A 24846-nucleotide genomic window follows, 5' to 3' on the forward strand; every position below is an offset into this window, starting at 1 on the left:
AAATATAAGGTCAGTATTCGTTTTTTCCGATCGGGGTAACGGCACGATATAATAAAGTCCGAGGCATTGAAGATAAAAGGACGCTGATAATTGTAATTTTTCGTAATAGCACGATGAAATCTTTTTAAGAGTGGATTATAGTTAAACAGCAAGATTACAATGTATGTGTCAGGTCTGTTAGTCGTGTTCATCCCACAACGGTGTCGATAATCGTCGTTTAAACCACTCAAAAGGGGATGCGTTATGGACGAATACTCGCCAAAAAGACATGATATTGCGCAGCTTAAATTTCTCTGCGAAACCCTGTATCATGACTGTCTTGCAAACCTGGAAGAGAGCAACCACGGCTGGGTTAATGACCCGACCTCGGCTGTCAATCTTCAACTTAATGAATTGATCGAGCACATTGCCGCGTTCGCACTTAATTATAAAATTAAGTATGCAGAGGATAATAAGCTGATTACCCAGATTGACGAATATCTGGATGACACTTTCGTCTTGTTCAGCAACTACGGCATTAACAGCGCAGATCTGCAGAAATGGCGTAAATCTGGCAATCGGTTATTCCGCTGCTTTGTCAACGCCTGTCGGGAAAACCCGGCCAGTCTTTCTTGTTAGTATTATTACAATCAAAAGGTGAATTTATGTCTGATAAAACATTAACCAAAATAGACTATTTGATGCGTTTACGACGCTGTCAGACAATTGATACGCTGGAGCGCGTAATTGAAAAAAATAAATATGAACTTTCCGATAATGAACTGGCGGTATTTTACTCAGCGGCCGACCATCGTCTTGCTGAGCTGACGATGAATAAACTGTATGACAAGATCCCCCCTTCAGTCTGGAAATTTATCCGCTAGTTTATTTCAAATGAAAGTCATACATCTCGTGCCGAAAACGCCCCTCTCTCGTGATGATAATAAGTGTGACAGTGCTCACAGATGTTGGCTCAATGCGGATATGAAACCGGTTTCTTTTTTATACTATGGCGGCCTAACGATAAGGAAATAAGGAAAGCCTCCATGAGCGAAGAGAAACAAAAAATGATTGCCGGCGAACTGTATCTGGCAGGTGACGCCACGTTGAAAGCCGATCGTCTGCGGGCCAGACAGCTGCTGCACCGCTACAATCATTCGGCGCCTGAAGAACGTGAATTAAGAAACGCATTACTTTCTGAACTGCTTGGGCACGCGAGTGACGCGTATATCGAACCCACATTTCGCTGTGACTATGGCTACAATATCTTCCTCGGCAAAAATTTCTACGCTAACTTTGATTGCGTCATGCTTGACGTCTGTCCAATTCATATTGGCGATAACTGCATGCTGGCGCCGGGCGTGCATATTTATACCGCTACGCATCCCCTTGACCCTGTCGACCGCAATAGTGGTCAAGAGTACGGAAAACCCGTCACCATTGGCCACAATGTGTGGCTTGGCGGCCGGGCAGTGATTAATCCAGGCGTCACTATCGGCGATAATGCCGTGGTGGCGTCGGGGGCCGTCGTAGTAAAAAATGTGCCGGCCAACGCCGTCGTCGGCGGAAACCCGGCACGGATAATCAAAATGCTGGAGAGCGAAAAACGGTAACTGTTATGCTTTTCTGCAACCAATCTGTTACTTTCCCCATGGATTTACGCAACATAAAATAGCCTTCAGGCTGAGCCCGGTTTGTCACGCCTGGATACGGGCTCATGGCAGAATTTGGGGAATAAGATGACAGAAATACAGCTGCTGCTGAAGAGCACAATTGATGAGCTAAATGTGAAAGAGAAGCGCGACAACCGTCCGCGCTTTAGCATTAGCTTTATTCGCAACCATCCATGGCTTTTTGTCGCCATGTACGCGGCTTTCCTGGCCACGCTTATTGTGATGCTACGTTCCGAAACGCTGGTAGATTCTGTCTGGCTGTTAATTGTGTTATTTGTTCTGCTAAACGGTTTCTTTTTCTTCGACGTCTACCCGCGCTATCGTTATGAAGATATTGACGTTCTTGATTTCCGCGTGTGCTACAACGGTGAGTGGTACAACACCCGATTTGTCCCTGAGCAGCTGCTTGAACGCATCCTGCAATCGCCACGCGTCGGCGGCGAACAAAAGGCTCAGCTACAAAAAATGATCGCCACCAAAGGCGAACTCTCCTTTTACGATGTGTTTTCTCTTACCCGCGTCGGTCCAGCGCAATAAGACGGCTCAGCGTCCGTACCGCAGCCATAAAATGCGAGGCGGACGTATTACCGTAGCCCAGAACAAAGCCGCTTCGCGCCGTGTTTACATCCAGGTAAAAACGGCTTAACGCCCCGGGTGCCAGCTGAAACCGCCGGGCCTGCTGCACAATCGCCAGGTCATCCACGTTGTCGATAGCAACGGTCAGGTGCAGGCCCCCCTCGCCGCCAAACAGTTCATAAGGATGCCTGAGCTCTTGAGCCAGAATCTCCCGCAGCTGCTGCTGACGTTTACGGTATAAACGGCGCATGGCGGCTAAATGACGTGCGTAGTGCCCCTCTTCAATGAACAACGCCAGCGCCCTCTGTTCGGCCCGATGGCCGCCGCGTAATAGCGAACCAATGGCGCCACGTGCGGCCTCCGCCAGCGCGGGAGGCATCACCATAAAGCCAATGCGCAGCGACGGAAATAGCGTTTTGCTGAATGTCCCCAGATAAACCACCGGCGCCTGCCTGGCCATCCCCAGCATGGCCGGAATGGGCTCACCGCTGTAGCGAAACTCACTGTCGTAATCATCTTCAATAATCCATGAATCATGCCGGCGGGTATACTCCAGTAGCGCCAGTCGCCTCCCGGCGCTCATCACTGCTCCGCAGGGATATTGATGGGAAGGTGAAGTAAAGATCAATCGCGGCGCTTCACTATCATTATGACTATCAAAACGCATCCCTTCATGATCAACCGGCACGCCCTCTATATGAAGTCCGGATTTGAGAAAGATGCTTTTTGCTCCCGGATAGCCGGGTTCTTCTACCCATGCCGTATCGCCAGCGACGCTCAGCAAATGCGTGCATAAATCGACGCCTTCCAGCGCACCTTCCGTAATCACAATCTGGCTGGCTTCACAGCGGATCCCCCGCGAGAGCGCAAGGTGGCGGGCAATGGCTTTTCGCAGTACGAGCTCTCCCTGCGCATCGCCGTAGCCCAATAATGCGCTTCCCTCTTCACGCAGTACGCGATCCAGGAGCCGGCGCCAGATGGAAAGCGGAAAGTAGTTAACCGCAGGCATTCCCGGCGTAAAGAGCAGCGTGGGTGAATCACGATGGATTGCCGCTGGTAATCCCTGTAAGTATTCAGGGAGCACAATATGGCGCGCCTCAACGTCCCCCTCTCCCTGAGTTCCTAAAGGCGCGACGGACGTCCCCTGGCGGCTACGTAATAAATACCCCTCTATCGCCAGTTGCTCCAGCGCGCCGTTGACGGTGTTGCGCGACAGTCCCAGACGCTGGGCCATGGTGCGCGAGCCGGGTAAACGGCTATCACCTGCCAGCGCCCCCTGCAAAATCGCCTCGCGTAGTGTCTGATAGAGCGTACGCTGCAGGGTTCCACCTCCCCTGCCGCGCAGGGCCTGCTCCAGTAAAGCAAAAAAAGCATCATCCGGAATATTCATCATCGCTCCTCGTGGCACCCTAAAAACATACTCCTGTGGCTCTTTTTATGGAACCAACAAGCGCCTAATCTCGCAGCATTCACCTGCCAAAGGAAAACCTCATGAGCCATCTTAATCAATTCGATCAACCCGTTGGCGCAGCCCTGCCCGACTGGCTGCCCCGTCCGCATCCTGAAAGGTTGAATCTGCAGGGCCGCCTTTGCCGCCTTGAGCCATTGCGCTCCACGCACGCCGGTGCGCTGTTTGACGCCCATCGGCTGGCCCCGGACACCCGAAGCTGGACGTGGCTGCTGCGTGAGCCGGATAACAGCGTAGAGGAATACCGCGCGTGGATAGAGCACGTTTCCGGGCAGGCCGATGCCATTCACTTTGCCGTGATAGATCAACGGACAGACCAGCCCGTCGGCTCACTGGCGCTGATGAGAATCGATGCTAAAAATGGCGTTGTTGAAGTCGGCCACGTTCACTTCTCGCCTTTACTAAGCCGGACGGCGATGGCCACCGAGGCCCAATGGCTGCTGATGCATTATATTTTTGCAACGCTCGGCTATCGTCGCTACGAGTGGAAATGCAACAGTTTGAACGAGCCTTCACGCCGGGCGGCGCTGCGGCTGGGATTTCAGTATGAGGGGCGTTTTCGTCAGGCGCTGGTGATAAAGGGCCACAACCGCGATACCGACTGGTTTTCGATTATCGATTCCGAGTGGCCGCAGATTGACAAGGCAATGCAGCAGTGGCTGGCCGCCGACAACTTTAGCGCCGACGGCCGGCAGTTACGAACGCTGGAGAGCTTCCGTTAACGTCTCTTCTTGCGCCCCTGGACGGCCTTAAAGCGAGGATTACTTTTGCAGATAACGTACAGCCGCCCTTTACGCTTGACGATCTGGCAATCCGGGTGGCGCTGTTTCGCGCTACGCAATGAGTTGAGTACCTGCATTATTTACTCCTTTTCGCATCAATAAAACCGCCGAAGCGCTGGCGGAAACGTGCGGTGCTGCCTTCATTGTTGAAGGCCTTCTGTTTGCCGGTGTAATACGGATGCGATTTGGAGGAGACATCGAGCGTTACGTAGGGATACGTCTCGCCTTCCAGCTCAATTTCGCGCTCGGTACGGATCGTTGATCCGACTTTGAAGTATTCATTGGCGCTGGTATCGTGAAAAACCACCGTACGATAATGCGGATGAATATTGGGTTTCATAGCGACCTCAATCATTACGTTATAACATAACATCATGGTACGCCCGGTGAATACAAAGATCAACCCTGAGAATGGAAGGGGCTAAAGGGCGGCGCAGGCCGCCCGTTGCGGATTAAGGATTAAGGATTAAGCTGATGCGCCAGCGCTCTGAGCTGTTCGGCAATAGACTGCAGGTTTTTACCCGGCTCCGTTTTTGGCCCGGTAGAGTGGCGCACGACCAGACGAGCCGGAAGGATAGAAGAAGTATGAGATGTCTCGCGATCGCCGCTATCGAGAAGGCGCCGGACGGCCTCTTTTCCTTGTAAATCAAGATCCAGCGAAACGGTGGTGAGCGCCGGGTAAAAGAACGAACTCTCATAGGTGTCATCATAACCAATAACCGATTTTTCCCCCGGAATCGGCACCTGATGTTGGTGAAACGCGCTCAGTACGCCCAGCGCCATCTGATCGTTACCCACCAGAACGGCGGTAAAGTTTGGCGTCTCCCGCAGCATTTGCAGCGCGCCGGCATAGCCGCTCTGCGCATCCCAGTTACCGCGAATCACCGTGACCGGCTGCAGGCCATATCCCTCAAGGGTCTCAATCCAGCTTTTAAGACGCAGTTTGGCCGATACCGAGCTTTCCGGGCCGGCTAGCAGCGCGATCTCCCGATGCCCCATTTCATAGAGATATTTGACGCTGGCCCGGGTGCCGTCAGCCGGGTTAAACGAAACGTTAAACACGGAGCTGTAGGGGTCAACATCTAAAAAAAGACAGACGATATCATCGTTATCAGCGGCAATTTTTTGAGCCAGTTCAGTCTCCAGCGGCACGTTGATGATGACCTTATCTACCAGCTGAGACTTAAGTTCATTAATGGAATCTTGAATACTTTGGTTGACGCTCTCATCAATCATAGAGATGAGCACCTGATAGCCTTCTACATTCGCATAGCGTTTTACCGCAGCAGCCACCTGAGAAGGCGCGTGCAATGCGAGGGAGATGGTGACCAGGCCCACGGTGCGGCTTTGCTTTCCTACTAGCTGCTGCGCCAGGCGGTTTGGGACATAGCGCAGCTCCTCGATGGATTTCTCCACCTTGCTGCGTGTGGCTTTGGATACATTAGCAGATTTATTGAGTACCCTGGACACGGTCTGATAGGAGACGCCCGCATGGCGAGCAACGTCTTCTAAGGTCGCGCTTTTAGACTTCATAGTCCGGTTCCTTATGTTGTTATCCCTGGATTGTAACAGGGGCAATGTGAAAAAACGCTCATCGCCGCGTCCCCCGAACCACAATCATCACAAAAAGTATTACGCTCACAATACAACAAATTGTGAATGGACTCACTAGTCGTAACAAAACCCGCCAATTTATTTGCAGTTAATCACACTATAGCGATCATTCAATTGCCTGAATTCGGGTTTAGGCATTTTATGACATCGGTTATGTGAACGTAATACAAAACAATAAGAGGATAGACATGAACACTACGCTGCGCACACTCTCCGCTGCGTTGGCCGCTGCGCTGATTTCACCATCCGTGTTTGCTGCTTCCGCCACGCTTCCGGGTATCGATTTTCATGGCTATATGCGCGCCGGGGTTGGGGTCTCCGGCGACGGTAGTCAGGCCGAATGGCAAAAAAACAAAATTGGCCGTCTGGGTAATGAGTCCGATACCTACGGCGAGCTGGAGCTGGGATCAGAGGTCTATAAGAAGAATGACGTTAGCTTCTATCTTGATAGCATGGTCAGCATGGTCTCTGACGGTTCTAACGATAACGAAACCACGCTCGATGATGATGCCCAATTCGGCCTGCGCCAGCTCAACCTGCAAATCAAAGGGCTGGTCCCCGGCGATCCGAACGCGGTCATTTGGGGCGGTAAACGCTACTACCAGCGCCACGATCTCCACATCATTGATACCAAATACTGGAACATTTCCGGATCCGGTGCCGGGATCGAAAACTATACGCTCGGCCCGGGGGCCGTTTCATTTGCCTGGATCCGCGGAGATGCCAATGACGTCGACTACCGCGTCGATGGCGATAGCAACGTCAACATTAACTACCTCGACCTGCGCTACGCAGGCTGGAAGCCGTGGGCCGGTTCGTGGACCGAATTTGGTATCGACTACGCGATGCCGAATACCACTAAAAAGCAGGACTCCTACGGTGGTCTATACGATGCTGAAAACGGCGTCATGCTAACCGGTGAAATCAGCCAGGATATGCTGGGTGGTTACAACAAAACGGTGCTGCAGTACGCAAACAAAGGGCTGGCGCAGAACATGGTTTCCCAGGGCGGCGGCTGGTACGACATGTGGAACTACGTCAATGACGCCACCGGATACCGCGTGATTAATACCGGTTTAATTCCGATTACCGAAAAGTTCTCCATTAACCACGTTCTCACCTGGGGCTCCGCGGACAACATCACCGATTACACGGATAAAACGCGCATGCTGTCGCTGGTGGCTCGCGGGCAGTATCAGTTCACCGAATACGTGCGCCTGATTGGCGAAGTGGGTGGCTTTTACCAAAAAGATAGCTACAAGAACAATACTGATTATAAGCAGGCCGGTGAGAAATATACCATCGCGCTGGGCCTGGCCGATGGCCCTGACTTTATGTCTCGCCCGGAACTGCGCATTTTCGCTTCGTATCTGAATGACTCTGAAAACGGTAAACCGTTCGAAGATCAAACTGCCAATAATACGTGGAACTTTGGTGTACAGGTCGAGGCCTGGTGGTAGTCGTCATTTAACTGTTTTATCTCCAGCTGTAAGGTCGTTAATTACCCTCCGGTAATCATTATTGCCATTGAATGCTTTGTTTTCTTTTCGGGATAACTCATTATTGCGTTATCCCGTTTTATTTTATTTACGGCTGGCAAAGTGTTCGTCAAGTAATTGACGCAAAGCATCCGACTGTTTACCGAAAATAGCATGCACCTGCTGCCCAAGAATAATAACGCCAAGCGCTCCCTGCTGCTGTAGCGCCTGAGAGTCAACAATCGACAGATTATTCACCGTGACGCGTAAGCGGGTGATACAGGCGTCAACGTTGACAATATTCGCCTCGCCGCCAAAAGCCTGAATTAAACGTTCAATCTGTTGTTGTTCCGCCGGGCTTAACGTTACCGCCGGACGAGACTGGGAGAAATAATTCAGAAAGGATTTTAAACTCACCATAATAGACTCCTGATAAGCAGATAAAAAAACGCCTGCTCTTGCGAGCAGGCGTGGATAGAGAAAAATTACGCGTGACGGCTGAGAATGCGGCAATCCCACGCTTTTAAGGTCAACGGCGCGTTCAGTGCCGCGCCGGTGAGGCTGTCCTGATAGCCCTGCGGTAAGGTCACCTGCTGCTGCTGCGCGCTGTAGTTTTGCAGGAACACGTAGGTGGTCTCACCGTCCGTCCGTGCGGTCGCCACCACGCCCGGCGGGAAATCGGCTGCCACCGCACGCGGCAGCGACAGCTCTTTACTTATGGCGGTGAAGAAGTCCCGCTGGAAAGCCAGATCGTTGCGCGAAGCGACGTGCCAGGCCTTACCTTTACCCACGTGATTGACGGTAACCGCCGGTCTTCCCGCGTAAAAATCATCGCGGTAGGTCGCCAGCGGCTGCGCCGTTTCGGCATGGATCAGTTCACACAGATGGCGTACCTGATACGGTCCCTGCAGGCCCCCTTCATTGCCCGCCAGCCCCTGTACCAGGTTGCGTTCGCCGTCGTTCAGGCAGTCAATCTCTTCCGCCCAAATGCCCAGCAGTTTACGCAGCGGGCCCGGGAAACCGCCGAGATGGCAAAGGTCGGATTCGTTAACAATACCCGTCCAGTATGTTGTAACTAAATGACCACCGTTAGCCACAAACGCTTCGGCGCGTTCGGCAAATCCCTCACGAACCATATACAGCATTGGCGCAATGACCAGTTGATAAGCGCTCAGGTCAACGTCAGCATCGATAACATCAACCGCAATCCCCTGCTCCCAGAACGGACGGTAATGTTCGTTGACGGTATTTTCATACTCCATGCCGAGATTTCGCGGCCCCTGTGCATCATCCAGCGCCCAGCGGTTTTGCTGGTCGAAGATAATCGCCACTTTCGCATCCGTCCGGCAGCCCACGACGCCCGGCAGCTGGCTTAACATCTCGCCGAGCGCCGTCACTTCACGACCCACGCGCGTATCCAGATGACCGACATGATCGATAATCGCGCCATGAAACTTCTCAACCGAACCGCGGCTCTTACGCCACTGGAAGTACTGCACCGAATCCGCGCCGTGCGCCACCGCCTGCAGAGAAGAGAGAATATGCATTCCCGGTTTCTTCAGCTTACTGGTCAGCTGCCAGTTGGTCGCGCTCGGGGTGGATTCCATTAACACAAACGGTTTGCCGCCCTTCAGGCTGCGCATCATGTCATGATACATAGCGGTGTAGCAGGCCAGCGTGGTTTCATCTTTATCACGGTGCCACATGGGGTAGCTGTCCCATGAGATAAAGTCCAGCACCTGCGCCAGCTGCCAGTAGTCGTAATCGTAGAAATACTCCATAAAGTTGGTTGTTACCGGCAGCGCAGCATTTGCCGCTTTCAGCGGCGCAATTTCGTGGCGGCAGAAGTCCGTCACCTGAGCGGTATTAAAGCGATGCCAGTCCAGGTTCAGACCATGAATGGAGACTTCCCCCTGCGGGGCCGGAGATTCGATCTGCGACCAGTCGCTGTAGGTGTGGCTCCAGAAGGTGCTCCACCAGGCGTGATTGAGGTTATCCAGCGTTTCATAGCGCGCTTTCAGCCAGTCGCGGAAACGCTCCTGGCACAGGCTACAGTGGCACTCTCCTCCGTATTCATTGGAGATATGCCAGCCCAGCACCGCCGGATGCTGCGAGTAGCGCTCCGCCAGCAGGGAATTTATTTTCAGGGTTTTATCACGGTAGACCGGCGACGACATACAGTGATTATGACGTCCACCGTGTAGCGCAGGCACCCGATCGCGACCGACGCGCAGGACCTGAGGATATTTCTGCGACATCCAGGCCGGGCGCGCGCCGCTTGGGGTCGCGAGAAAGACATGAATGCCGGCGGCATAGAGTTTATCCAGAATACTGTCCAACCAGCCAAACTCAAATACGCCTTCCTGAGGTTCAAGTTTCGCCCAGCTAAATATCCCTACCGACATGACATTACATTTTGCCTGCTGCATCATGGCAATATCTTTATCGATAATATCGGGATAGTTCTCCCACTGCTCCGGGTTATAGTCGGCGCCATGCAATAGCGCATTGACCTTCGGACTCAAAGGCGCAAATTTTTTCATAATAAACATCCTGAAGTGTAAAGCTGAATAATTAATTGAATACCTTCATCGACGGTAATGCTTTTCCCTGGCAATCAAACAGCGCCTGATTTTCCCGGGCATTCCCCTCTTTCCATTCATCATGGATATATTTCATTCCGGCAGGCGTCGCCCAGGTATTTCCCGGTACGGCAATCCACGTCGGCTCCCAATAAAAAATACCTTTACCGCGGTGGTCCGGTACGTCCGCAACGGCCTGCATTAAGTCGTGAATATAATTATATTGCCCCTGTACGGTGGCAGGATAACCGCCATCCTTTTCCTCTTTCGCCTGGAAACTATTTTCGGCGTTGTCGCAGTTTTCCAGGGTATAGGCGTAAGCGGCTTCCACCACTATCACGTCTTTGTTATAGCGCTTGCTGATATCGTCCATATTGGCTTTCAGCGCGCTAATCGGACCATTCCAGTAGGTGTACATCGACAGACCAATGATGTCGTAAGGCACGTTGCGCTTGCTGATTTCATCAAACCACCAGCGGAAGGTGTCGTTTTTCGTGCCTTCGGCCAGATGAAGCATAATTTTAATCTGCTCGCCGCCGGTGAGGTTTTCCTTCAGGCCGTCAATGGCGGCGTTAAGCAGCCCCGCCAGGCGATCGAACTCGCCGCCGCCCTGCCCCCAGCTTTTGCCCTCCGGCCACAGCATACCGCCGTTGATCTCGTTGCCGATCTGGACCATATCCGGCAGCACCCCCTCCTGCTTAAAGCGGGCAATCGTGTCGCGGGTGTAGTCGTGGATCGTGGTTTTCAGCTGCGGATAATCCATTTTCTCCCAGGCCTTCGGCTTGAACTGCTTGCCCGGATCGGTCCAGAAATCGCTGTAGTGAAAATCAAGCAGCAGCTTCATACCCTGCGCTTTTGCGCGCTTCGCCAGCGCCAGCGTCGCCGCCAGATCGTTATCGCCGCCGCCGTAGCGCTGACCCTGGGCGTCTTTTGGATCCACCCACAGGCGCAGGCGAACATAGTTCACGCCGTCGGCCTTCAGAATCGCGATCGGATCCTGCGGCTGATTGTTGTGGTTAAAGAACTTCGCGCCGTGCTTTTCCGCATCCAGCAGCGTAGAGATATCCGCGCCTTTAATAAAATCAGCGGGCATATTGCTAAACGCCTTCGTTTGCAGCGCATCTGCCGCCAGCGTACCGGCGGAAAAACAGCATGCCAGAGAAACAGCAAGCCACGCGGGTGTTAATCTTTTCATGGGGTTATCCTTTTGTACTGCCTGAGGTGAGGCCGGAAACAAAGTATTTTTGTAGCGCCAGATAGAGAATTGCCACCGGGACGGCAATCAGCACCGCGCCCGCCGCGTAGGTGGTATAGCTGGCGCCCATTTTCTGCGCCACCAGGTTATACAGGCCAATCGGCAGCGTGTATTTATCCGGGGTACGCAAAATGGTGCTGGAGAGGATGAAATCCCCCAGCGGGCCGGTAAATGAAAACAGCGCCACCACCGCCAGAATCGGCTTCGACAGCGGCATAATGATTTCGATAAAGATGCGGAAGCTGCTGGCGCCATCCATCCGCGCGGATTCATCCAGATCTTTGGGGATCGCGTCCAGATACCCCTTCATGAGCCAGGTATTCATCGGGATCATGCCGCCAACGTAGATCAGCACCAGCGCCAGATGGCTGTTGATCAACCCCAGCAGCTGAGAGAGAACAAAGATCGCAATCAGCGCTGAGAACTGCGGGATCATCTGCAGCAGCAGAAACAGCATCAGCCCGTTCTGCCGCCCTTTGAAACGAAACCGGGAGAACGCATAGGCCGTGAAGCTCACGCTGATTAAGGTCAACACCATGGTCATGAAGCTGATTTTCATCGAGTTCCAGTACCAGGTGAGATAATTCACATTGCCGTTAAACAGATCCGCGTAATGCTGGAACGACAGGTTTTCAGGAATAATCGACGTACTCAGCAGACTGTTCCCGGCGTTCAGAGACGCCCCTACCGTCCAGACCAGCGGATATATAATGATCGTCGATACGAAGAGGACCACCAGCCAGGTGAGAGACAGGCGAATCCACTTTTCGCGTTTAATACTCGGTGATTTAGCCATGTTGCTTCCCTTACGCCATGTCGTCGTTTTTGAAGGATTTCGTGGCGCGGAACTGCCACAACGCCAGGCCGACGACAAAAATCGACAGCAGAATCGTGATGGTGGCCGCGATGGCGTATTGCGAAGACGACATCGTTAATTTGTAGATCCACGACACCAGAATATCCGTACCGCCGGCATTCGACCCGGCTACCGCCGGTCCGCCGTTATTGAACAGGTAGATGATATTGAAGTTGTTAAAATTGAAGGTGTACTGAGTGATGATGATCGGCGCAATGGAGTAGAGCACCAGCGGCAGAGTAATGGTCCGCAGGCGGGTAAACGCGCTGGCGCCATCCATGGTGGCCGCTTCATACAGATCGTCCGGGATCGCCTGCAGGACGCCGGTGGTCATGGCGAAAACAAACGGAAAGCCCAGCCAGGTTTGCATCATGATCAGCGCCGTTTTAGTCCAGAACGGGTCGGTCAGCCAGGCCTTCGGCGTGATGCCAAAGAAGGACAAAATGGCGTTGTTAATCACCCCGAATGAATCATTGAACATGCCGGCAAAAACCAGAATCGTCACGAAGCCCGGCACCGCCCACGGCAGAATGAAAATTGTGCGGATCATCGGCTTAAAGCGCAGATCTTTCTGGTTGACCAGAATCGCCAGCAGCACGCCGACGGTACATTGCAGGGTCGTCGCCAGCAGCGTCCACACCACCGTCCACTGCAGTACGTCAAAGAAGGTCGAGCGCCAGATGGATAATGTGAAGATATTGATGAAGTTTTTGAATCCCACCCAATCCACCAGCTTCGCCGGCGGCGTGTGATAAAGGTTGTAGTTAGTAAAGGCGATAGCAAAACCAAACAGGATCGGGAAGATGACCACAAACACCAGCAGTATGAAGCCGGGCGTGATCATCAGATACGGGAAACCCTCGCTGAGCAGCATCTGATACTGCTTGCGTACGCTATTCAGCGCCATGCCTTCATCGCGCTTTTTGCCGTTAACCCAGGCATCGCGCAGCGAGAGGAAATAGACCAACAAACCGAATGCGGTAATCAGTACGCTGATTATCCCTTCCGCCAGCAGGAAAATAGAGTTATCCCGCGGGACTTCCTCGCCTAAGGTATATAACCCCCACAGGCCTTCGCTGAGAAAGTCATAGAAAATGCTCATAAAACTGCTCAGCAGCACCAGGAAGACAATCCCCTTCAGCCACTGGCGGTGATAAAACTGCCCAAAACCCGGCACGATAGCCAGCAACAGGCCGCACCACGCATGGCGTCCTGCGCCGCGCGCTTCGGCAATATTTTCGCTGGGATTGATAATCACACACGACTCCTTCTGAAAACGGGAGGTCGGCCCTCCCGTTCTGTTACATCACCGAATTATTGATTGCTGGCCTGCATGGCTTCGATCTGCATCTTGATCTGCTTTTCAGCGTTATCGAGCGCCGCTTTCGGCTCCTGTTTACCGGTCAGGCTAAGCTCGAGCGCGGCGTTCGCCGGGCCCCATACCTCACCCATTTCCGGGATCCCGGGCATCGCCGTCGCCCGCGCTGACTGCACCGCCACCGCGCTGGCCTTTTCGTCATTCTTAATCAGCGGATCGTCAATCATGGCCTTCAGCGGCGGGATTTCTCCGGTGGCGACATAACGCGCTTTCACGTACTGCGGCTGGTTGATGAACTCGATAAACTGCTGCGCCAGCGCTTTATCTTTACTCCACGTCGAGACGACATAGCCCTTCACGCCGAGGAAGGAGCTCATCGGTTTGCCATCCGGCAGCGTCGGCAAAGGCGCGACGCCATAATGAATGCCTGCCGCTTCATACGGCTGGAAGGCCCACGGGCCGTTAATCACCGCAGCCGCTTTCTTCTCGGTGAACAGCGAGTCGATGGCGTTCAGCCCGTTATCGCCGAGGATCCCCGCCGGGAATACCTTGTCGGTGTAGAATTTTTTCAGGAAAGTCACCGCTTCCACCGCGCCTGGCTTATTCAGGCCGACATCCTGCGGGTTGAAGCCGCCTTTGTCGTTTTTGCCAAAGATATAGCCGCCCATTGGGCCAATAGCGCCCCAGCTGTAATAGATCTGGTCAAACTTCGCCAGCAGGCCGTACTTACCCTCTTCGCGCTGCTTCTTCGAATAGTCGAACCAGTCCTGCAGGCTATCCAGCGGCTTATCGATCAGGTCTTTGTTGTAAATCAACACCAGGGTTTCCACCGCTTTCGGTACGCCGTAAAGCACGTTATCCATATGGAACGCGTTGATTGATGCCGGCGTAAAGGCCTCCTGCTTCGCCTGGTCCAGCGTCAGGGGAGACAGCAGTCCCTGGACGACCGCACCGCCTAGCTGGTCATTAGGGATCACCAGCACGTCCGGGCCAATGCCCGCCGGGCCATCAAGGCGTAGCTTTTCCAGCTGCTGGGCGTACGGCATTTCCTGCACGTTCACCTTAACGTTGAACTGCTTTTCAAAATCGCTTACCGCGGCCTTAATGCCGTCGGATTTTTTGATGTCTTCCCAGACGTTGAGCTGTCCGGCCGCGTGCGCCTGCAGGCTAACCAGCTGCCCGGCAGCCAGAGTAGTAAGGATCAGTGCAGCAAGAGTGTTCTTTTTCATTATCAACCTCATGTGAAGGTATAACAATTTAATGGTTTTTATTGGGCGATGTGACTTCCGAGAATCTTTCAGTTAACTGATAAACGGTGATTCATAAACAAATATGCCGTTATTCCTGATTTGTTATACGGTACGCTTTGAATGCTGACAAAACTACTGAAAGCTGCCAGTTGTGTGATCGTGATTGCAGAAATGAAACATCGATATAGGGCGCTAAAACTCTGGAAGTTATAGTCACTGCATGATTTTAGTGTCGTTGAGCATCGCCCGGCTGAATTGTTACACGTTATACAAATAATGCGTCACAGCCCAAATCCCAACGGCAAAAACGGCTACTAACCCGGGGAGTGTTGATGTCCAATATACGACTGAGGAATGTCACCAAACGGTTCGGCAGTACAGTGACGCTGCATCAGGTAAATCTTGATATTGAAGATGGCGAGTTTGCGGTTTTCGTCGGTCCGTCAGGCTGCGGCAAATCGACGCTACTGCGAATGATTGCCGGTCTCGAAGAGGTCAGCGAAGGTGAAGTGCTTATTGGCGATGAGGTGATGAATGATGTCGTTCCTGCCCATCGCGGCGTCGCCATGGTATTCCAGTCCTATGCGCTCTACCCGCATATGACGGTAGCGGAAAATATGGGCTATGGCCTGAAGGTGAATAAAGTGCCAAAAGATGAAATTCGCCGCCAGGTTGAAATGGTGGCGAAAACGCTGCAGCTCTCTCATCTGCTGGATCGCAAACCTAAGCAGCTTTCCGGCGGCCAGCGCCAGCGCGTGGCGATCGGTCGCGCCATCGTGCGTAATCCACGGGTGTTTATGTTTGATGAACCCCTCTCCAACCTGGATGCCGAGCTGCGCGTTGAGATGCGCCTGCATATTGCTAAACTGCATCATGAACTCAAAACCACCATGGTTTATGTCACCCACGATCAGGTTGAAGCGATGACGCTGGCCGATAAAATCGTGGTGATGAACTACGGCAAAGTTGAGCAGATGGGTTCGCCGATGTCGCTGTATTACAACCCGGTCAATAAGTTCGTTGCGGGATTTATCGGTTCGCCGAAAATGAACTTCCTGCCCGCGACGGTCACCGCATGGCAGCCGGGCCAGCTTAGCGTGAAAATGGCGCAAGATCATAATCTGACGCTCAATATCACCACATCGCCGCTGCAGCCCGGCGCTGCCGTTACCCTCGGTATTCGCCCTGAACATCTCTCAACTGATGTGAATATCGGTACCGTAGTTGAGTTTCAATGTGAAGTCGTGGAGAGACTGGGTAACAACACCTATCTGTTCGGCCAGTGCTACGGCCACGATAACGTCAAAATTCTGCTGCCCGGCGACGTTCATTTCCGTCCATGGCAGAAGATAAGGGTCGCGTTTGACGATCGCTACTGCATGGTCTTCGACGAAAACGACCAGCGGATTAGCGCTGACATCGCTGCGCCGGACGCCCATTAAGCGCAACATATGACTGTCATGATTGCGCTTTAGAATATGAATCTGTGCTGACAACGCTTATTGCCAGCATACCAGCCCTCGTTTTTCTCCGCGACGCTCCAGGCCTTGGGCGTCGCGGTTCATCCACTGTTAGCCCGAATTCGTTGCTATCTTGCGGTTCGGGCCTTTTTCTACCCCGTGCTGAACCCTCTTTTATCTTTCGCGTATACTCATCGAACCCCTCAATAAAATAAGGAAATACTCATGACGACCCGGCATCAGGTGAGTCTGGTTACAGGGGTATTGATACTCGCCATTATCCTGCCGGTCGCGCTGAGCATCTGGCTGGCAATGCAGCAGGCCAAAGAGCAATTTTATAGCGAACTGGACAACTTTTCCGTCCGCGTACTGGCCCGCGTTCAGCAGGTTGCCGATCAGGCAAGAGAGGCGCTGAACGAAGCTGATGCGCATGCGGCTACCACCTGCAGTCCGCAGCATTTGCTCACGATGCGACGGATCGCCTATACCCATCGCTACGTTCAGGAAGTGCTGTGGTTACATGAGGGTATTCCGCAGTGCTCTTCCCTCGAAGATCATCAGGTTTCGGTTACCTTTCCTGCTCCCGACCATATCACGGCCGATGGCTATCGTACCTGGCTTACCTCAGTTAACGACCTGGGTCTGAAACATAAAATGACGGCCATGGGCAGCGAGCATCACGTGGTGATGATCGATCCCGTGTCGTTTATCGATGTCATTCCATTAGGCCATGAAGAGATTCACACGCTCTTGTTCGGCACGCAGCGCGATCAAATCATCATTAGCAGTAAACCGCTCAACGCTGCCGTCTGGGAGAAAATTAAGCATCAGTATGCCAGGACCCTAACCCTCGATAGCACCGTTTATCGTCTTCATCGTCTCCCGGAGCTGGGGCTGGCCATTGCCACCTGGTCCTCGACGGTGCCGCTGCAGAAAAAGCTACATCAGCAGCTGATGCTGTGGCTGCCGATTGGTCTGTTCACCAGCCTTCTGGCCTCATTTCTGCTGCTTCGCCTGCTGCGGAGGCTGCGCTCACCGCGTAATGGGATGCTGGACGCGCTGAATTCTCATGCCATCCAGGTTTATTACCAGCCCATTATTTCGCTGCAGAGTGGAAAGATCGTCGGCGCGGAGGCGCTTGCTCGCTGGAGGCAGCCCGATGGCAGTTTCTTATCGCCGGATATTTTTATTCCGCTTGCCGAACAAACCGGGCTGATTACCCGCTTAACCGAAGATATTGTACGAAAAATTTTTACCGATCTCGGTACCTGGCTGCGGCAGCGCCCGGAGATACACATCTCGATAAACCTGTCGGTTGATGATTTGCGTTCGCCAAGGCTGCCGATGCTGTTACAAGATCAGCTTCAGCGCTGGGGCATCAGCGCTCAGCAGATCATTCTGGAAATCACCGAGCGCGGTTTTGTCGACCCGCAAACCACTCTGCCAGTCATCGCCGGCTATCGTCAGGCAGGACACCGTATCTCCATCGATGACTTCGGCACCGGCTATTCCAGCCTGAGCTATTTACAAAAGCTGGACGTTGATACCCTAAAAATCGATAAAGCATTTGTCGATACGCTGGAGTGTGAATCGCTGACGCCGCACATCATTGAAATGGCGAAAGCGCTCAATCTGGCGACCGTCGCAGAAGGCGTCGAAACCGAAAGCCAACGCGACTGGCTGCGCATGCATGGCGTGCTGTATGCCCAGGGCTGGCTTTATAGTAAGGCGCTGCCAAAAGAGAAATTTATTCTGTGGGCCGAGAATAACCTTAAGGCGTATTCATCGCCGTCCGGAACACATGATGACTGAGCCTATTTCAGATAGGATTTTATCACCTGCATCACCACATCAAGGTCAGCCTCACGCTGACCTTCTTCCGGCTCCTTCACGACATGATCCGTTAAATGCCCCTGGATAACCTGCATCATCATGCCGTTTACCGCACCGCGAATGGCAGCCAGCTGCTGTAGAACCTCTGCGCATTCATGCTCGCGGTTAAGCATTTTTTCCAGCGCGGCGCTTTGCCCCTGAATTTTCTTCAATCGGGTCAATAACATCTTCTTGTGACGAACGGTATGTGACATTTCGCGATCCACTATTTGATTAATCGATCGTTTCCACTAACGACCCTTGTATGCAATCAGAACAGCATAACATGCCCTACTCCCCCGGAGTATTTTTCTACTGGGGGGTAGTATTTATGTACTGGGGGGGAGTAGCATACAAGCACTTTTTAGTTAGGGATCACGTTATGAACGATTTCGCTTCACTCCTGCAGCAGGGCAACGCCTGGCTATTTATTCCCAGCGCGATTCTGCTGGGCGCGCTGCACGGCCTTGAGCCCGGGCACTCAAAAACCATGATGGCGGCATTTATCGTGGCGGTGCGCGGAACATTAAAGCAGGCGGTGCTGCTGGGGCTGGCGGCGACGGTATCGCATACGGCGGTGGTCTGGCTGGTGGCCATGGCAGGTCTGTGGCTCGGCCGCGGCTGGAATGCGCAAACGTCGGAACCCTGGTTTCAGCTGATCTCAGGGGGCCTTATCGTATTGATTGCCTGCTGGATGCTGGCGCGTACCTGGCGCGAATCGCGTTCACATACCCATACCCATGACCATACCCATGACCATACCCATGAACATGAACATGAACATGAACATGAACATGAACATGAACATGAACATCATCACGATCGCCACCTTGCGCATCAACATCATCCTCACGCTCACCAACCTTCGCGGGTTGCCGCCGATGACTGGCAGGACGCCCATCAGCGCGCTCATGCGCAAGCGATCAATCGCCGCTTTAACGGCCAGCGGGTCACCACCGGGCAGATCGTCTTGTTCGGACTGACGGGGGGACTCATTCCCTGCCCGGCATCCATTACCGTACTGCTCATTTGCCTGCAGTTGAAAAAGTTCTCGCTGGGGGCAACCCTGGTACTGGGGTTTAGCGTTGGGCTGGCGATCACCCTGGTGGCTTCCGGCGCAATTGCCGCCCTCAGCCTGAAGCACGTGGCAAACCGCTGGCCCGGGCTGAACGATCTCTCGCGCAAAGCGCCGTGGATTTCCGGCACCCTGATTATGGTGGTGGGTTTTTATATGCTGCTGCATGGCTGGAGTCATCTGTAGCGCGTCTATCGCCATCCCCAAAAGCTATGGGGATGGCAAAGATGAATTACTCATCCAGAAGCGGGGCAAAGCCGCCGTATATCATTCGTTTTCCATCAAAGGGCATCGATTCGCCAAACTCTTTCATCCGCGGGTCGGCCATCATTTTGGCATTCGCGGCATCGCGAACCTCTTTAGAGGGATACTCAATCCAGCTGAACACCACCTCTTCACTCTCCTCCGCTTTCACCGCCAGGCGAAAATCGGTCAGCTTGCCATCCGGGACATCATCCGCCCAGCACTCGACCACGCGGAGTGCGCCAAACTCTTTAAATAATGGCGCGGCCTTTGCTGCCATCTCGCGGTATGCCTCCTTATTTTCCGCCGGTACGGCAACGACAAAACCATCAACGTACTTCATGAGTCTGCTCTCCGAAGTGAACAGTACGGCCGGAGAATCCGGCCGTATCTGAATTGATAAGTTTAGTCTCCAGGTCTGATGGCAGCGTAAAATCAGGAGATAGCCTCACCGGGTTTCGCCAGAGCCTTCCGCGCGGCTGGCTGATGAAACCACGGCAGACACAGCTGGATTAGCGGGCCGATAGTTAACGCATAGAGTACGGTTCCCACGCCAAACTTGCCGCCCATCATCCAGCCAATCAGCAGGACCGAAACTTCAATCGCGGTGCGGATACCGCGCAGCGACCACCCCGTACGAGCATGCAGACCGGTCATCAGCCCATCGCGCGGCCCGGGACCAAAGCCCGCGCCAATATACATCCCCGTCGCCAGCGCATTCAGTACGATAGCGCCCGCCAGCAGCAGGCTACGCGCCACCAGCGAATCCAACGGCGGCAGCACGGCTAAGGTCGCGTTTGCCGCCAGCCCCAGTACAATCACGTTGCTCACCGTACCCAGCCCCGGCATTTGCCGTAGCGGGATCCACAGCAGCAGCACTGCCGCTCCCGTCAGGATCATGACCGTACCAAAATCCAGATTAAACTGCTTACCGATCCCCAGATGAAAAACATCCCACGGATCGGCCCCCAGATTGGCATGCACAAATAACGCGGTCGACACGCCGTACAGGACCAGACCAATGTAAAGTTGCAACAAGCGACGTACCATTTTTCACCTCAGGGCAATTGCGATTTCCCTTATCATCAGTAAAAATGGATTGATAATTAATGGCCAGTTTTTAAAAAGTGGATTGCTATGTTATCTCGTCGCTTTGGTGCACAATCGCTGGTACGGCTGCTCGGTCACTGGCAGGAGTCCACTTCTCGCACGCCTATCTGGCGTCAGCTTGCAGAAGCGCTGCGCCTGCTCATCCTCGATGGCCGCCTGGCGCTGGAAACGCGACTGCCTGGGGAACGTGAACTGGCGGCTGCCCTGAATATCAGCCGCACCACGGTTGCCAGCGCGCTCGGTCAGCTTCGGGAAGAAGGCTATCTCTACAGCCGTCAGGGAAGCGGTTCGCGGATCGCCTTGCCGGAGCGTCCGGTAGAGGCGGCGGCCAAACAAACGGACCCGCTATCGGTGAATCTGGCCGTTGCCGCCCTTAGCGCCGGCCCCGAGATCCATCAGGCCTACAGCCAGGCCTTAAAGATCATGCCTGAACATTTATCCAACACCGGTTACGATCAACAAGGGCTCCCGCTTCTGCGCGAAGCCATCGCCCGCCGCTATAGCGAACGCGGGCTGCCAACCCGCAGCGATGAAGTGATGATCGTCAACGGGGCGCTTAGCGGCTTTGCGCTGGTACTGCGTTTATTCACCGGGCCCGGCGATCGGGTGGTGGTAGATGCGCCAACTTACCCCATGGCGCTTAGCGCGATACAGGGCGCATCATGTCGTCCGGTTAGCGTGGCGTTACCGCAGCAGGGATGGGATTGCGACGGTCTGGCGGCAACGATTGCCCAAACGGCTCCGCGTCTGGCCTGGCTGATGCCGGATTTTCATAATCCCACCGGCCGCTGTATGGATAGCGCAACGCGCCAGCGGGTAGCGGACATCGCCGCACAAACCCGCACCACGCTGGTGGCAGACGAAACGATGGTGGATTTATGGTATGACGCCCCGCCGCCGCCGCCTTTAGCGGCATTTAATCCTGATGCCCCGGTGATAACCATCGGTTCAGCGGGAAAAAGCTTCTGGGGCGGCCTGCGCATAGGTTGGATCCGCGCTTCTTCGCGAACCATTGCTTCGCTAGTTCAGGCCCGCGACTCTCTCGATCTCGGCTCCCCGCTGCTGGAACAGCTGGCCTGCTGCTGGTTACTTGAGAATGAGCACAGGCTGCTACCGTCACGGCGCGCCATGCTGGCGACTCGCCGGGATATGTGCGGCGCGCTGATGGCGGAATATTTTCCCCACTGGCACTTCACGCCGCCGGAAGGAGGACTCTCTTTTTGGGTGGAATTACCGGGAATGCTGGCGACGCTCTTTTCCGTTCGCGCTGAAAGCCGGGGAATTCACATCGGGACGGGAACTCGCTTTGGCCTGGCCGGCGCGTTTGATCGCTATTTGCGTTTGCCCTTTACCCTTTCGGATGACGAACTGCGCAGCGCGTTTACGACATTGCAGCCGTTGTGGCATAGTCTGACTGAGCAGAAAGAGAGTTTCCGCCTGAGGAAAATCATTTAAGAAAATATCGACGGGCTGGAGCCAGCCCGTCAAAAACCATCATCCATGACGCATATGAGATGTTTTTATAAAATTGCGCTTCAATTTTGTCTTTCTGACGTGTCAGCCCGATGACAAAATTGCAATAGTTTCATTAATGCTGACGCGGGATCGGAAACCCTTTCAGAGAAATAATAAAGCCGTCTTCATCTTTTTTTATTTTTGCCCCTGTGTCACACCAGTCGGAGGCAATGCGAAAGAACTCATCGCTACCGATATTCCAGTTCAGGCGTACGTGCTTAACGTATCCGGAACGCAGCATATCGCAGGCTTCGCTATAGTTGCTGGCTGTAGAGAGTTGTTGTTTCATTTTTTCTTCTTCAGAATTTTACGTAATGCTTTGATTTCTTTAGGGGTTAATGGAGACGCTTCCTCTTCGGTATGCTGGCTATCGATATCTTCTTCCGAAACCCCCGCCTCGTCTGCTGATTCCGCTACCTGAAAGGCCAGCAGCAGCAGTTTCTCCGTAGCTGTTCCTAAATTTTCGTTATTTTCTTCCGCATACTGACGCAGCTTTTCTTTTAACTCGCCATCAATTTTTACGTTCAGAACCACAGTGGTCATAGTCACGCTTCCCGTGAAATAAAATCATCATATAATTAATACACGAAGTTAACATGCTGATCCAGAGATATATTTTTAGCTTATATCAAACAACATTTTCCCATGAATAATCTGCACGTTATATATGACATAAAGATGACAATAATATTTCAGTTAAATTTCAAATTTATGACGTAGTGAATTTTTTGGCATAAAAAATAGAGGGTTTAGAAACCAAAAATACTCACAATATATTTGTGGATATTAAATATGAAGGCTGAGGGAAACCATGGAATGAATGCGAATAGCGAGAGGGTACCCTGAAATGGGTGGGGGCCCTGCCAGCTACATCCCGGCACACACGTCGTCTGCTCTGGCTGCTTCCTTCCGGACCTGACCTGGTAAACAGAGTAGCGTTGCGGGAGAACCAACAGAGCCCCCATTGAGAGCGTTAGTTACCTAACGCGCTGGCGCATTATCCCTGCTGAACCCCTGAATTGCAAGCCGCCGGCGATTGGGTGCTGGTTTATTGCGCAAAGTCGCGTCTACAGCGGCTTCTCACCGTAAAATGGCCCCGATCCCCTTATGAGATTGCGAGCACACTCTCAGCGGAAATCCTCGCCAGCGGCCATAATGAGGCTTATCTACCGTCTTTTTTAATCAACGCACTGTCTCAATGGTATATGAATGAGTGAATCACCGCGTTTAATCACTACCCTGGCGATGCCGGCCATCGCCGAAGTGACCGTTTCCTTCCGCGGTTTAAACTTTCTGCGTCCGGAGGTCATCCTCGATTTTGTGACGATTAGCAATAATCAGCTGCTCGCCGTCACCCCGGTCGCGCTGCTCTACTCTACCGTCGGCGTCCTTCAGCACATTGAATTACGTAAACTCCCCATCGACGTCAGCGGTCGCGTGGTGTATCCGATATCAACGCTTAAGCTTCCGGCAATGCGCGCAAAGCTGGTGATTAACGCCCAGTCAAAACGCCTGAAGTTTCTTGAAACACTGCTGAGCAATACGGCGAATGAAAATGTTCATGGCATGCAGGTGCTGGGTCTGGCGCTGGAATTTACCATCGTTAAATCGGCCTGACCCGCTATCTGTACAGCCCGTCATACAACGCTTATCCTGAGCCTTTTCCGGCAACAGGACGTACTATGGATTCTCACGATACTTTTCCGCAGCGGGTCTGGCAGATAGTAGCCTCGATTCCAGAGGGATACGTTGCCACCTACGGCGACATTGCTCATCTGGCGGGTTCACCGCGAGCGGCTCGCCAGGTGGGCGGAGTATTAAAGCGCCTGCCGGAAGGATCGACTCTCCCCTGGCATCGGGTCGTCAACCGCCACGGCGATATCTCCCTTACCGGACCAGATCTGCAGCGCCAACGCCAGGCGCTACTGGCGGAGGGCGTCCAGGTTTCAGGCAGCGGACATATTGATCTCCAGCACTACCGCTGGATTTATTGAAGGCAAAAAAATGCCCCTGTAAAGGGGCATGGTGGGGAGTTACTGGGCAGCAGGAGCGCTGTTGTTCGCCACCGGCACCGCCGTTTGCTGAACCGGCACCAGCACCAGATCGGCCCGGTTACCGCCCTGGTTAATCACCGTCTGCACGGTATCGGTAATAAACATCAGCTGACCGTTAACGGTAATCGCCGCGCTGAGAAGAATGCGGGCATTAGGCTGAATTTGCGCCTGGTTATAGGGCAGGACAAAGTTAAACGGCGCCTGCTTCCCTTCGGTCCTTACCGCTTTTTGCGACAGCACGTGCGCTGGCGCATCGGCCAGAGACGCATCCGACAGGGTTACGGTCAATACCGCGTCCGGCGGTAACGCCACGCGCTGTCGAATATTGATGGTCCCGGATACGTTAGGCTGCTGCTGCGAGGAGCTTAGTGAGGCAATGCCATAAGGATCGGGCGCCGCCTGGTTCGCTGCATTGCTGTTGTGGTTGTTCGCACAGGCAGACAGCGTAGCCGCTACGGCTAAAGCACTTAACATATAGGCAAATTTCATTCTTTTCTCCTTTTCATCCCTTCTTTAACAGGAGTACATCCAGCCACAATCGGGGACAGGACATTAGTATCGTGAATAAGTGTGGCACAGATCTCAGATCTCTTCCTGGAAAAGAGCCCATATTCAGATTATTGAACCCATCGGACCACTTGCGATTCCAGGTTATACTTTGCCTCAATAACGCGCTGCGCCAGGCA

General features: G+C 53.3%; 29 protein-coding genes and 1 other RNA gene. 12 read left to right on the top strand and 18 right to left on the bottom strand.

Annotation, left to right across the window (positions count from 1 at the left end; genetic code table 11):
• Positions 1 to 243: 243 nt before the first annotated feature.
• The 3 genes from tomB to maa all read left to right on the top strand — a co-directional run bounded on the left by tomB (position 244) and on the right by maa (position 1592).
• Positions 244 to 618, top strand: coding sequence for an Hha toxicity modulator TomB (tomB, locus tag JLG71_RS21350; protein WP_025107145.1), 375 nt, complete (start codon positions 244 to 246; stop codon positions 616 to 618).
• 26 nt (positions 619 to 644) lie between these two features.
• Positions 645 to 863, top strand: a complete 219-nt coding sequence (locus JLG71_RS21355) for an HHA domain-containing protein (protein ID WP_004099646.1) — start codon at positions 645 to 647, stop codon at positions 861 to 863.
• 162 nt (positions 864 to 1025) lie between these two features.
• A complete protein-coding gene (maa, locus tag JLG71_RS21360) occupies positions 1026 to 1592 on the top strand; it encodes a maltose O-acetyltransferase (protein WP_064357999.1) in 567 nt (188 codons plus the stop codon).
• On the opposite strand, the gene JLG71_RS28475 is transcribed toward maa, so the two are convergent.
• Positions 1564 to 1698, bottom strand: a complete 135-nt coding sequence (locus JLG71_RS28475) for a hypothetical protein (protein WP_223226764.1) — start codon at positions 1696 to 1698, stop codon at positions 1564 to 1566. The genes maa and JLG71_RS28475 overlap by 29 nt on opposite strands.
• 20 nt (positions 1699 to 1718) lie before the next feature.
• On the opposite strand from JLG71_RS28475, the gene JLG71_RS21365 reads away from it, so the two are divergent.
• Positions 1719 to 2189, top strand: coding sequence for a YlaC family protein (locus JLG71_RS21365; RefSeq protein ID WP_014228205.1), 471 nt, complete (start codon positions 1719 to 1721; stop codon positions 2187 to 2189).
• Here the strand turns inward: JLG71_RS21365 and pdxR are convergent.
• Entirely contained in the window at positions 2164 to 3618 is a 1455-nt protein-coding gene (gene pdxR / locus JLG71_RS21370; RefSeq protein ID WP_116280241.1) for a MocR-like pyridoxine biosynthesis transcription factor PdxR, read from the bottom strand. The genes JLG71_RS21365 and pdxR overlap by 26 nt on opposite strands.
• Before the next feature lie 101 nt (positions 3619 to 3719).
• On the opposite strand from pdxR, the gene JLG71_RS21375 reads away from it, so the two are divergent.
• The gene (locus tag JLG71_RS21375) at positions 3720 to 4418 is read left to right on the top strand and encodes a GNAT family N-acetyltransferase (RefSeq protein WP_116280242.1); all 699 of its coding nucleotides are present in this window, start codon (positions 3720 to 3722) and stop codon (positions 4416 to 4418) included.
• Here JLG71_RS21375 and ykgO read toward each other — a convergent pair.
• The 3 genes from ykgO to JLG71_RS21390 all read right to left on the bottom strand — a co-directional run bounded on the left by ykgO (position 4415) and on the right by JLG71_RS21390 (position 6011).
• A complete protein-coding gene (gene ykgO / locus JLG71_RS21380; RefSeq protein ID WP_003859006.1) occupies positions 4415 to 4555 on the bottom strand; it encodes a type B 50S ribosomal protein L36 in 141 nt (46 codons plus the stop codon). The genes JLG71_RS21375 and ykgO overlap by 4 nt on opposite strands.
• A complete protein-coding gene (locus tag JLG71_RS21385; RefSeq protein ID WP_004848323.1) occupies positions 4555 to 4818 on the bottom strand; it encodes a type B 50S ribosomal protein L31 in 264 nt (87 codons plus the stop codon). Before JLG71_RS21385 ends, ykgO begins: the two co-directional genes overlap by 1 nt.
• 119 nt (positions 4819 to 4937) lie before the next feature.
• Positions 4938 to 6011: a LacI family DNA-binding transcriptional regulator gene (locus JLG71_RS21390; protein WP_009653595.1), complete on the bottom strand. Its 1074-nt coding sequence runs from the start codon at positions 6009 to 6011 to the stop codon at positions 4938 to 4940.
• A gap of 269 nt (positions 6012 to 6280) precedes the next feature.
• On the opposite strand from JLG71_RS21390, the gene JLG71_RS21395 reads away from it, so the two are divergent.
• On the top strand, positions 6281 to 7552 hold the full coding sequence (locus tag JLG71_RS21395) for a maltoporin (protein WP_014228201.1): 1272 nt from the start codon (positions 6281 to 6283) through the stop codon (positions 7550 to 7552).
• A gap of 123 nt (positions 7553 to 7675) precedes the next feature.
• Here the strand turns inward: JLG71_RS21395 and JLG71_RS21400 are convergent, their stop codons facing one another.
• From JLG71_RS21400 to JLG71_RS21425, 6 genes are all read right to left on the bottom strand, one after another.
• Positions 7676 to 7990, bottom strand: coding sequence for a glucose PTS transporter subunit EIIB (locus tag JLG71_RS21400; RefSeq protein ID WP_025107149.1), 315 nt, complete (start codon positions 7988 to 7990; stop codon positions 7676 to 7678).
• Between the two features lie 65 nt (positions 7991 to 8055).
• Positions 8056 to 10113, bottom strand: coding sequence for a beta-galactosidase (locus JLG71_RS21405; protein WP_048261447.1), 2058 nt, complete (start codon positions 10111 to 10113; stop codon positions 8056 to 8058).
• A gap of 31 nt (positions 10114 to 10144) precedes the next feature.
• Positions 10145 to 11347: a glycoside hydrolase family 53 protein gene (locus JLG71_RS21410; RefSeq protein ID WP_032694156.1), complete on the bottom strand. Its 1203-nt coding sequence runs from the start codon at positions 11345 to 11347 to the stop codon at positions 10145 to 10147.
• 4 nt (positions 11348 to 11351) lie between these two features.
• Complete coding sequence (locus JLG71_RS21415) at positions 11352 to 12203, bottom strand: sugar ABC transporter permease (RefSeq protein WP_014837601.1); 852 nt, start codon at positions 12201 to 12203, stop codon at positions 11352 to 11354.
• Between the two features lie 10 nt (positions 12204 to 12213).
• Entirely contained in the window at positions 12214 to 13521 is a 1308-nt protein-coding gene (locus tag JLG71_RS21420; RefSeq protein WP_046876984.1) for a carbohydrate ABC transporter permease, read from the bottom strand.
• 56 nt (positions 13522 to 13577) lie between these two features.
• A complete protein-coding gene (locus JLG71_RS21425; RefSeq protein ID WP_049070858.1) occupies positions 13578 to 14810 on the bottom strand; it encodes a maltodextrin ABC transporter substrate-binding protein in 1233 nt (410 codons plus the stop codon).
• A gap of 353 nt (positions 14811 to 15163) precedes the next feature.
• Between JLG71_RS21425 and JLG71_RS21430 the strand changes: the two genes are divergently transcribed.
• Together JLG71_RS21430 and JLG71_RS21435 are read left to right on the top strand one after the other, a co-directional pair.
• The gene (locus tag JLG71_RS21430; RefSeq protein WP_004848307.1) at positions 15164 to 16273 is read left to right on the top strand and encodes an ABC transporter ATP-binding protein; all 1110 of its coding nucleotides are present in this window, start codon (positions 15164 to 15166) and stop codon (positions 16271 to 16273) included.
• 243 nt (positions 16274 to 16516) lie between these two features.
• The gene (locus JLG71_RS21435; RefSeq protein ID WP_116280243.1) at positions 16517 to 18103 is read left to right on the top strand and encodes an EAL domain-containing protein; all 1587 of its coding nucleotides are present in this window, start codon (positions 16517 to 16519) and stop codon (positions 18101 to 18103) included.
• Between the two features lie 2 nt (positions 18104 to 18105).
• Here JLG71_RS21435 and JLG71_RS21440 read toward each other — a convergent pair whose 3' ends face one another.
• Complete coding sequence (locus JLG71_RS21440; protein ID WP_004129869.1) at positions 18106 to 18378, bottom strand: metal-sensing transcriptional repressor; 273 nt, start codon at positions 18376 to 18378, stop codon at positions 18106 to 18108.
• A gap of 167 nt (positions 18379 to 18545) precedes the next feature.
• Between JLG71_RS21440 and JLG71_RS21445 the strand changes: the two genes are divergently transcribed.
• Positions 18546 to 19424 (top strand): nickel/cobalt efflux protein RcnA, encoded by an 879-nt coding sequence (locus JLG71_RS21445; protein ID WP_200913806.1) that lies wholly within the window; start codon positions 18546 to 18548, stop codon positions 19422 to 19424.
• A gap of 46 nt (positions 19425 to 19470) precedes the next feature.
• On the opposite strand, the gene JLG71_RS21450 is transcribed toward JLG71_RS21445, so the two are convergent.
• Both JLG71_RS21450 and yczE read right to left on the bottom strand, forming a co-directional pair.
• A complete protein-coding gene (locus JLG71_RS21450; RefSeq protein ID WP_004848301.1) occupies positions 19471 to 19824 on the bottom strand; it encodes a DUF1428 domain-containing protein in 354 nt (117 codons plus the stop codon).
• A 92-nt stretch (positions 19825 to 19916) separates the two neighbouring features.
• Positions 19917 to 20531 (bottom strand): membrane protein YczE, encoded by a 615-nt coding sequence (gene yczE, locus JLG71_RS21455; protein WP_014228193.1) that lies wholly within the window; start codon positions 20529 to 20531, stop codon positions 19917 to 19919.
• An 87-nt stretch (positions 20532 to 20618) separates the two neighbouring features.
• On the opposite strand from yczE, the gene yczR reads away from it, so the two are divergent.
• A complete protein-coding gene (gene yczR, locus JLG71_RS21460) occupies positions 20619 to 22046 on the top strand; it encodes a MocR-like transcription factor YczR (protein WP_046876987.1) in 1428 nt (475 codons plus the stop codon).
• 133 nt (positions 22047 to 22179) lie between these two features.
• Here yczR and JLG71_RS21465 read toward each other — a convergent pair whose 3' ends face one another.
• The 3 genes from JLG71_RS21465 to ffs all read right to left on the bottom strand — a co-directional run bounded on the left by JLG71_RS21465 (position 22180) and on the right by ffs (position 23061).
• A complete protein-coding gene (locus JLG71_RS21465) occupies positions 22180 to 22395 on the bottom strand; it encodes a hypothetical protein (protein WP_004129860.1) in 216 nt (71 codons plus the stop codon).
• Positions 22392 to 22649: a hypothetical protein gene (locus JLG71_RS21470; protein WP_004848294.1), complete on the bottom strand. Its 258-nt coding sequence runs from the start codon at positions 22647 to 22649 to the stop codon at positions 22392 to 22394. Before JLG71_RS21470 ends, JLG71_RS21465 begins: the two co-directional genes overlap by 4 nt.
• A gap of 315 nt (positions 22650 to 22964) precedes the next feature.
• Positions 22965 to 23061: signal recognition particle sRNA small type (gene ffs / locus JLG71_RS21475), an RNA gene on the bottom strand.
• A 254-nt stretch (positions 23062 to 23315) separates the two neighbouring features.
• Between ffs and JLG71_RS21480 the strand changes: the two genes are divergently transcribed.
• The gene (locus tag JLG71_RS21480) at positions 23316 to 23723 is read left to right on the top strand and encodes a hypothetical protein (protein WP_025107156.1); all 408 of its coding nucleotides are present in this window, start codon (positions 23316 to 23318) and stop codon (positions 23721 to 23723) included.
• Positions 23724 to 23788: 65 nt separating this feature from the next.
• Positions 23789 to 24100: an MGMT family protein gene (locus tag JLG71_RS21485; protein WP_025107157.1), complete on the top strand. Its 312-nt coding sequence runs from the start codon at positions 23789 to 23791 to the stop codon at positions 24098 to 24100.
• A 39-nt stretch (positions 24101 to 24139) separates the two neighbouring features.
• Here the strand turns inward: JLG71_RS21485 and JLG71_RS21490 are convergent, their stop codons facing one another.
• The gene (locus tag JLG71_RS21490; RefSeq protein WP_004848288.1) at positions 24140 to 24649 is read right to left on the bottom strand and encodes a YbaY family lipoprotein; all 510 of its coding nucleotides are present in this window, start codon (positions 24647 to 24649) and stop codon (positions 24140 to 24142) included.
• Positions 24650 to 24846: the final 197 nt, after the last annotated feature.

It is taken from the genome of Klebsiella michiganensis, assembly GCF_015139575.1.
GTDB classification, from domain to species: domain Bacteria; phylum Pseudomonadota; class Gammaproteobacteria; order Enterobacterales; family Enterobacteriaceae; genus Klebsiella; species Klebsiella michiganensis.

Bases quoted from the DNA above. Each gene is read 5' to 3' on its own strand.
- tomB (WP_025107145.1), top strand. From the start codon at position 244: ATGGACGAATACTCGCCAAAAAGACATGATATTGCGCAGCTTAAATTT.
- JLG71_RS21355 (WP_004099646.1), top strand. From the start codon at position 645: ATGTCTGATAAAACATTAACCAAAATAGACTATTTGATGCGTTTACGA.
- maa (WP_064357999.1), top strand. From the start codon at position 1,026: ATGAGCGAAGAGAAACAAAAAATGATTGCCGGCGAACTGTATCTGGCA.
- JLG71_RS28475 (WP_223226764.1), bottom strand. From the start codon at position 1,698: ATGAGCCCGTATCCAGGCGTGACAAACCGGGCTCAGCCTGAAGGCTAT.
- JLG71_RS21365 (WP_014228205.1), top strand. From the start codon at position 1,719: ATGACAGAAATACAGCTGCTGCTGAAGAGCACAATTGATGAGCTAAAT.
- pdxR (WP_116280241.1), bottom strand. From the start codon at position 3,618: ATGAATATTCCGGATGATGCTTTTTTTGCTTTACTGGAGCAGGCCCTG.
- JLG71_RS21375 (WP_116280242.1), top strand. From the start codon at position 3,720: ATGAGCCATCTTAATCAATTCGATCAACCCGTTGGCGCAGCCCTGCCC.
- ykgO (WP_003859006.1), bottom strand. From the start codon at position 4,555: ATGCAGGTACTCAACTCATTGCGTAGCGCGAAACAGCGCCACCCGGAT.
- JLG71_RS21385 (WP_004848323.1), bottom strand. From the start codon at position 4,818: ATGAAACCCAATATTCATCCGCATTATCGTACGGTGGTTTTTCACGAT.
- JLG71_RS21390 (WP_009653595.1), bottom strand. From the start codon at position 6,011: ATGAAGTCTAAAAGCGCGACCTTAGAAGACGTTGCTCGCCATGCGGGC.
- JLG71_RS21395 (WP_014228201.1), top strand. From the start codon at position 6,281: ATGAACACTACGCTGCGCACACTCTCCGCTGCGTTGGCCGCTGCGCTG.
- JLG71_RS21400 (WP_025107149.1), bottom strand. From the start codon at position 7,990: ATGGTGAGTTTAAAATCCTTTCTGAATTATTTCTCCCAGTCTCGTCCG.
- JLG71_RS21405 (WP_048261447.1), bottom strand. From the start codon at position 10,113: ATGAAAAAATTTGCGCCTTTGAGTCCGAAGGTCAATGCGCTATTGCAT.
- JLG71_RS21410 (WP_032694156.1), bottom strand. From the start codon at position 11,347: ATGAAAAGATTAACACCCGCGTGGCTTGCTGTTTCTCTGGCATGCTGT.
- JLG71_RS21415 (WP_014837601.1), bottom strand. From the start codon at position 12,203: ATGGCTAAATCACCGAGTATTAAACGCGAAAAGTGGATTCGCCTGTCT.
- JLG71_RS21425 (WP_049070858.1), bottom strand. From the start codon at position 14,810: ATGAAAAAGAACACTCTTGCTGCACTGATCCTTACTACTCTGGCTGCC.
- JLG71_RS21430 (WP_004848307.1), top strand. From the start codon at position 15,164: ATGTCCAATATACGACTGAGGAATGTCACCAAACGGTTCGGCAGTACA.
- JLG71_RS21435 (WP_116280243.1), top strand. From the start codon at position 16,517: ATGACGACCCGGCATCAGGTGAGTCTGGTTACAGGGGTATTGATACTC.
- JLG71_RS21440 (WP_004129869.1), bottom strand. From the start codon at position 18,378: ATGTCACATACCGTTCGTCACAAGAAGATGTTATTGACCCGATTGAAG.
- JLG71_RS21445 (WP_200913806.1), top strand. From the start codon at position 18,546: ATGAACGATTTCGCTTCACTCCTGCAGCAGGGCAACGCCTGGCTATTT.
- JLG71_RS21450 (WP_004848301.1), bottom strand. From the start codon at position 19,824: ATGAAGTACGTTGATGGTTTTGTCGTTGCCGTACCGGCGGAAAATAAG.
- yczE (WP_014228193.1), bottom strand. From the start codon at position 20,531: ATGGTACGTCGCTTGTTGCAACTTTACATTGGTCTGGTCCTGTACGGC.
- yczR (WP_046876987.1), top strand. From the start codon at position 20,619: ATGTTATCTCGTCGCTTTGGTGCACAATCGCTGGTACGGCTGCTCGGT.
- JLG71_RS21465 (WP_004129860.1), bottom strand. From the start codon at position 22,395: ATGAAACAACAACTCTCTACAGCCAGCAACTATAGCGAAGCCTGCGAT.
- JLG71_RS21470 (WP_004848294.1), bottom strand. From the start codon at position 22,649: ATGACCACTGTGGTTCTGAACGTAAAAATTGATGGCGAGTTAAAAGAA.
- JLG71_RS21480 (WP_025107156.1), top strand. From the start codon at position 23,316: ATGAGTGAATCACCGCGTTTAATCACTACCCTGGCGATGCCGGCCATC.
- JLG71_RS21485 (WP_025107157.1), top strand. From the start codon at position 23,789: ATGGATTCTCACGATACTTTTCCGCAGCGGGTCTGGCAGATAGTAGCC.
- JLG71_RS21490 (WP_004848288.1), bottom strand. From the start codon at position 24,649: ATGAAATTTGCCTATATGTTAAGTGCTTTAGCCGTAGCGGCTACGCTG.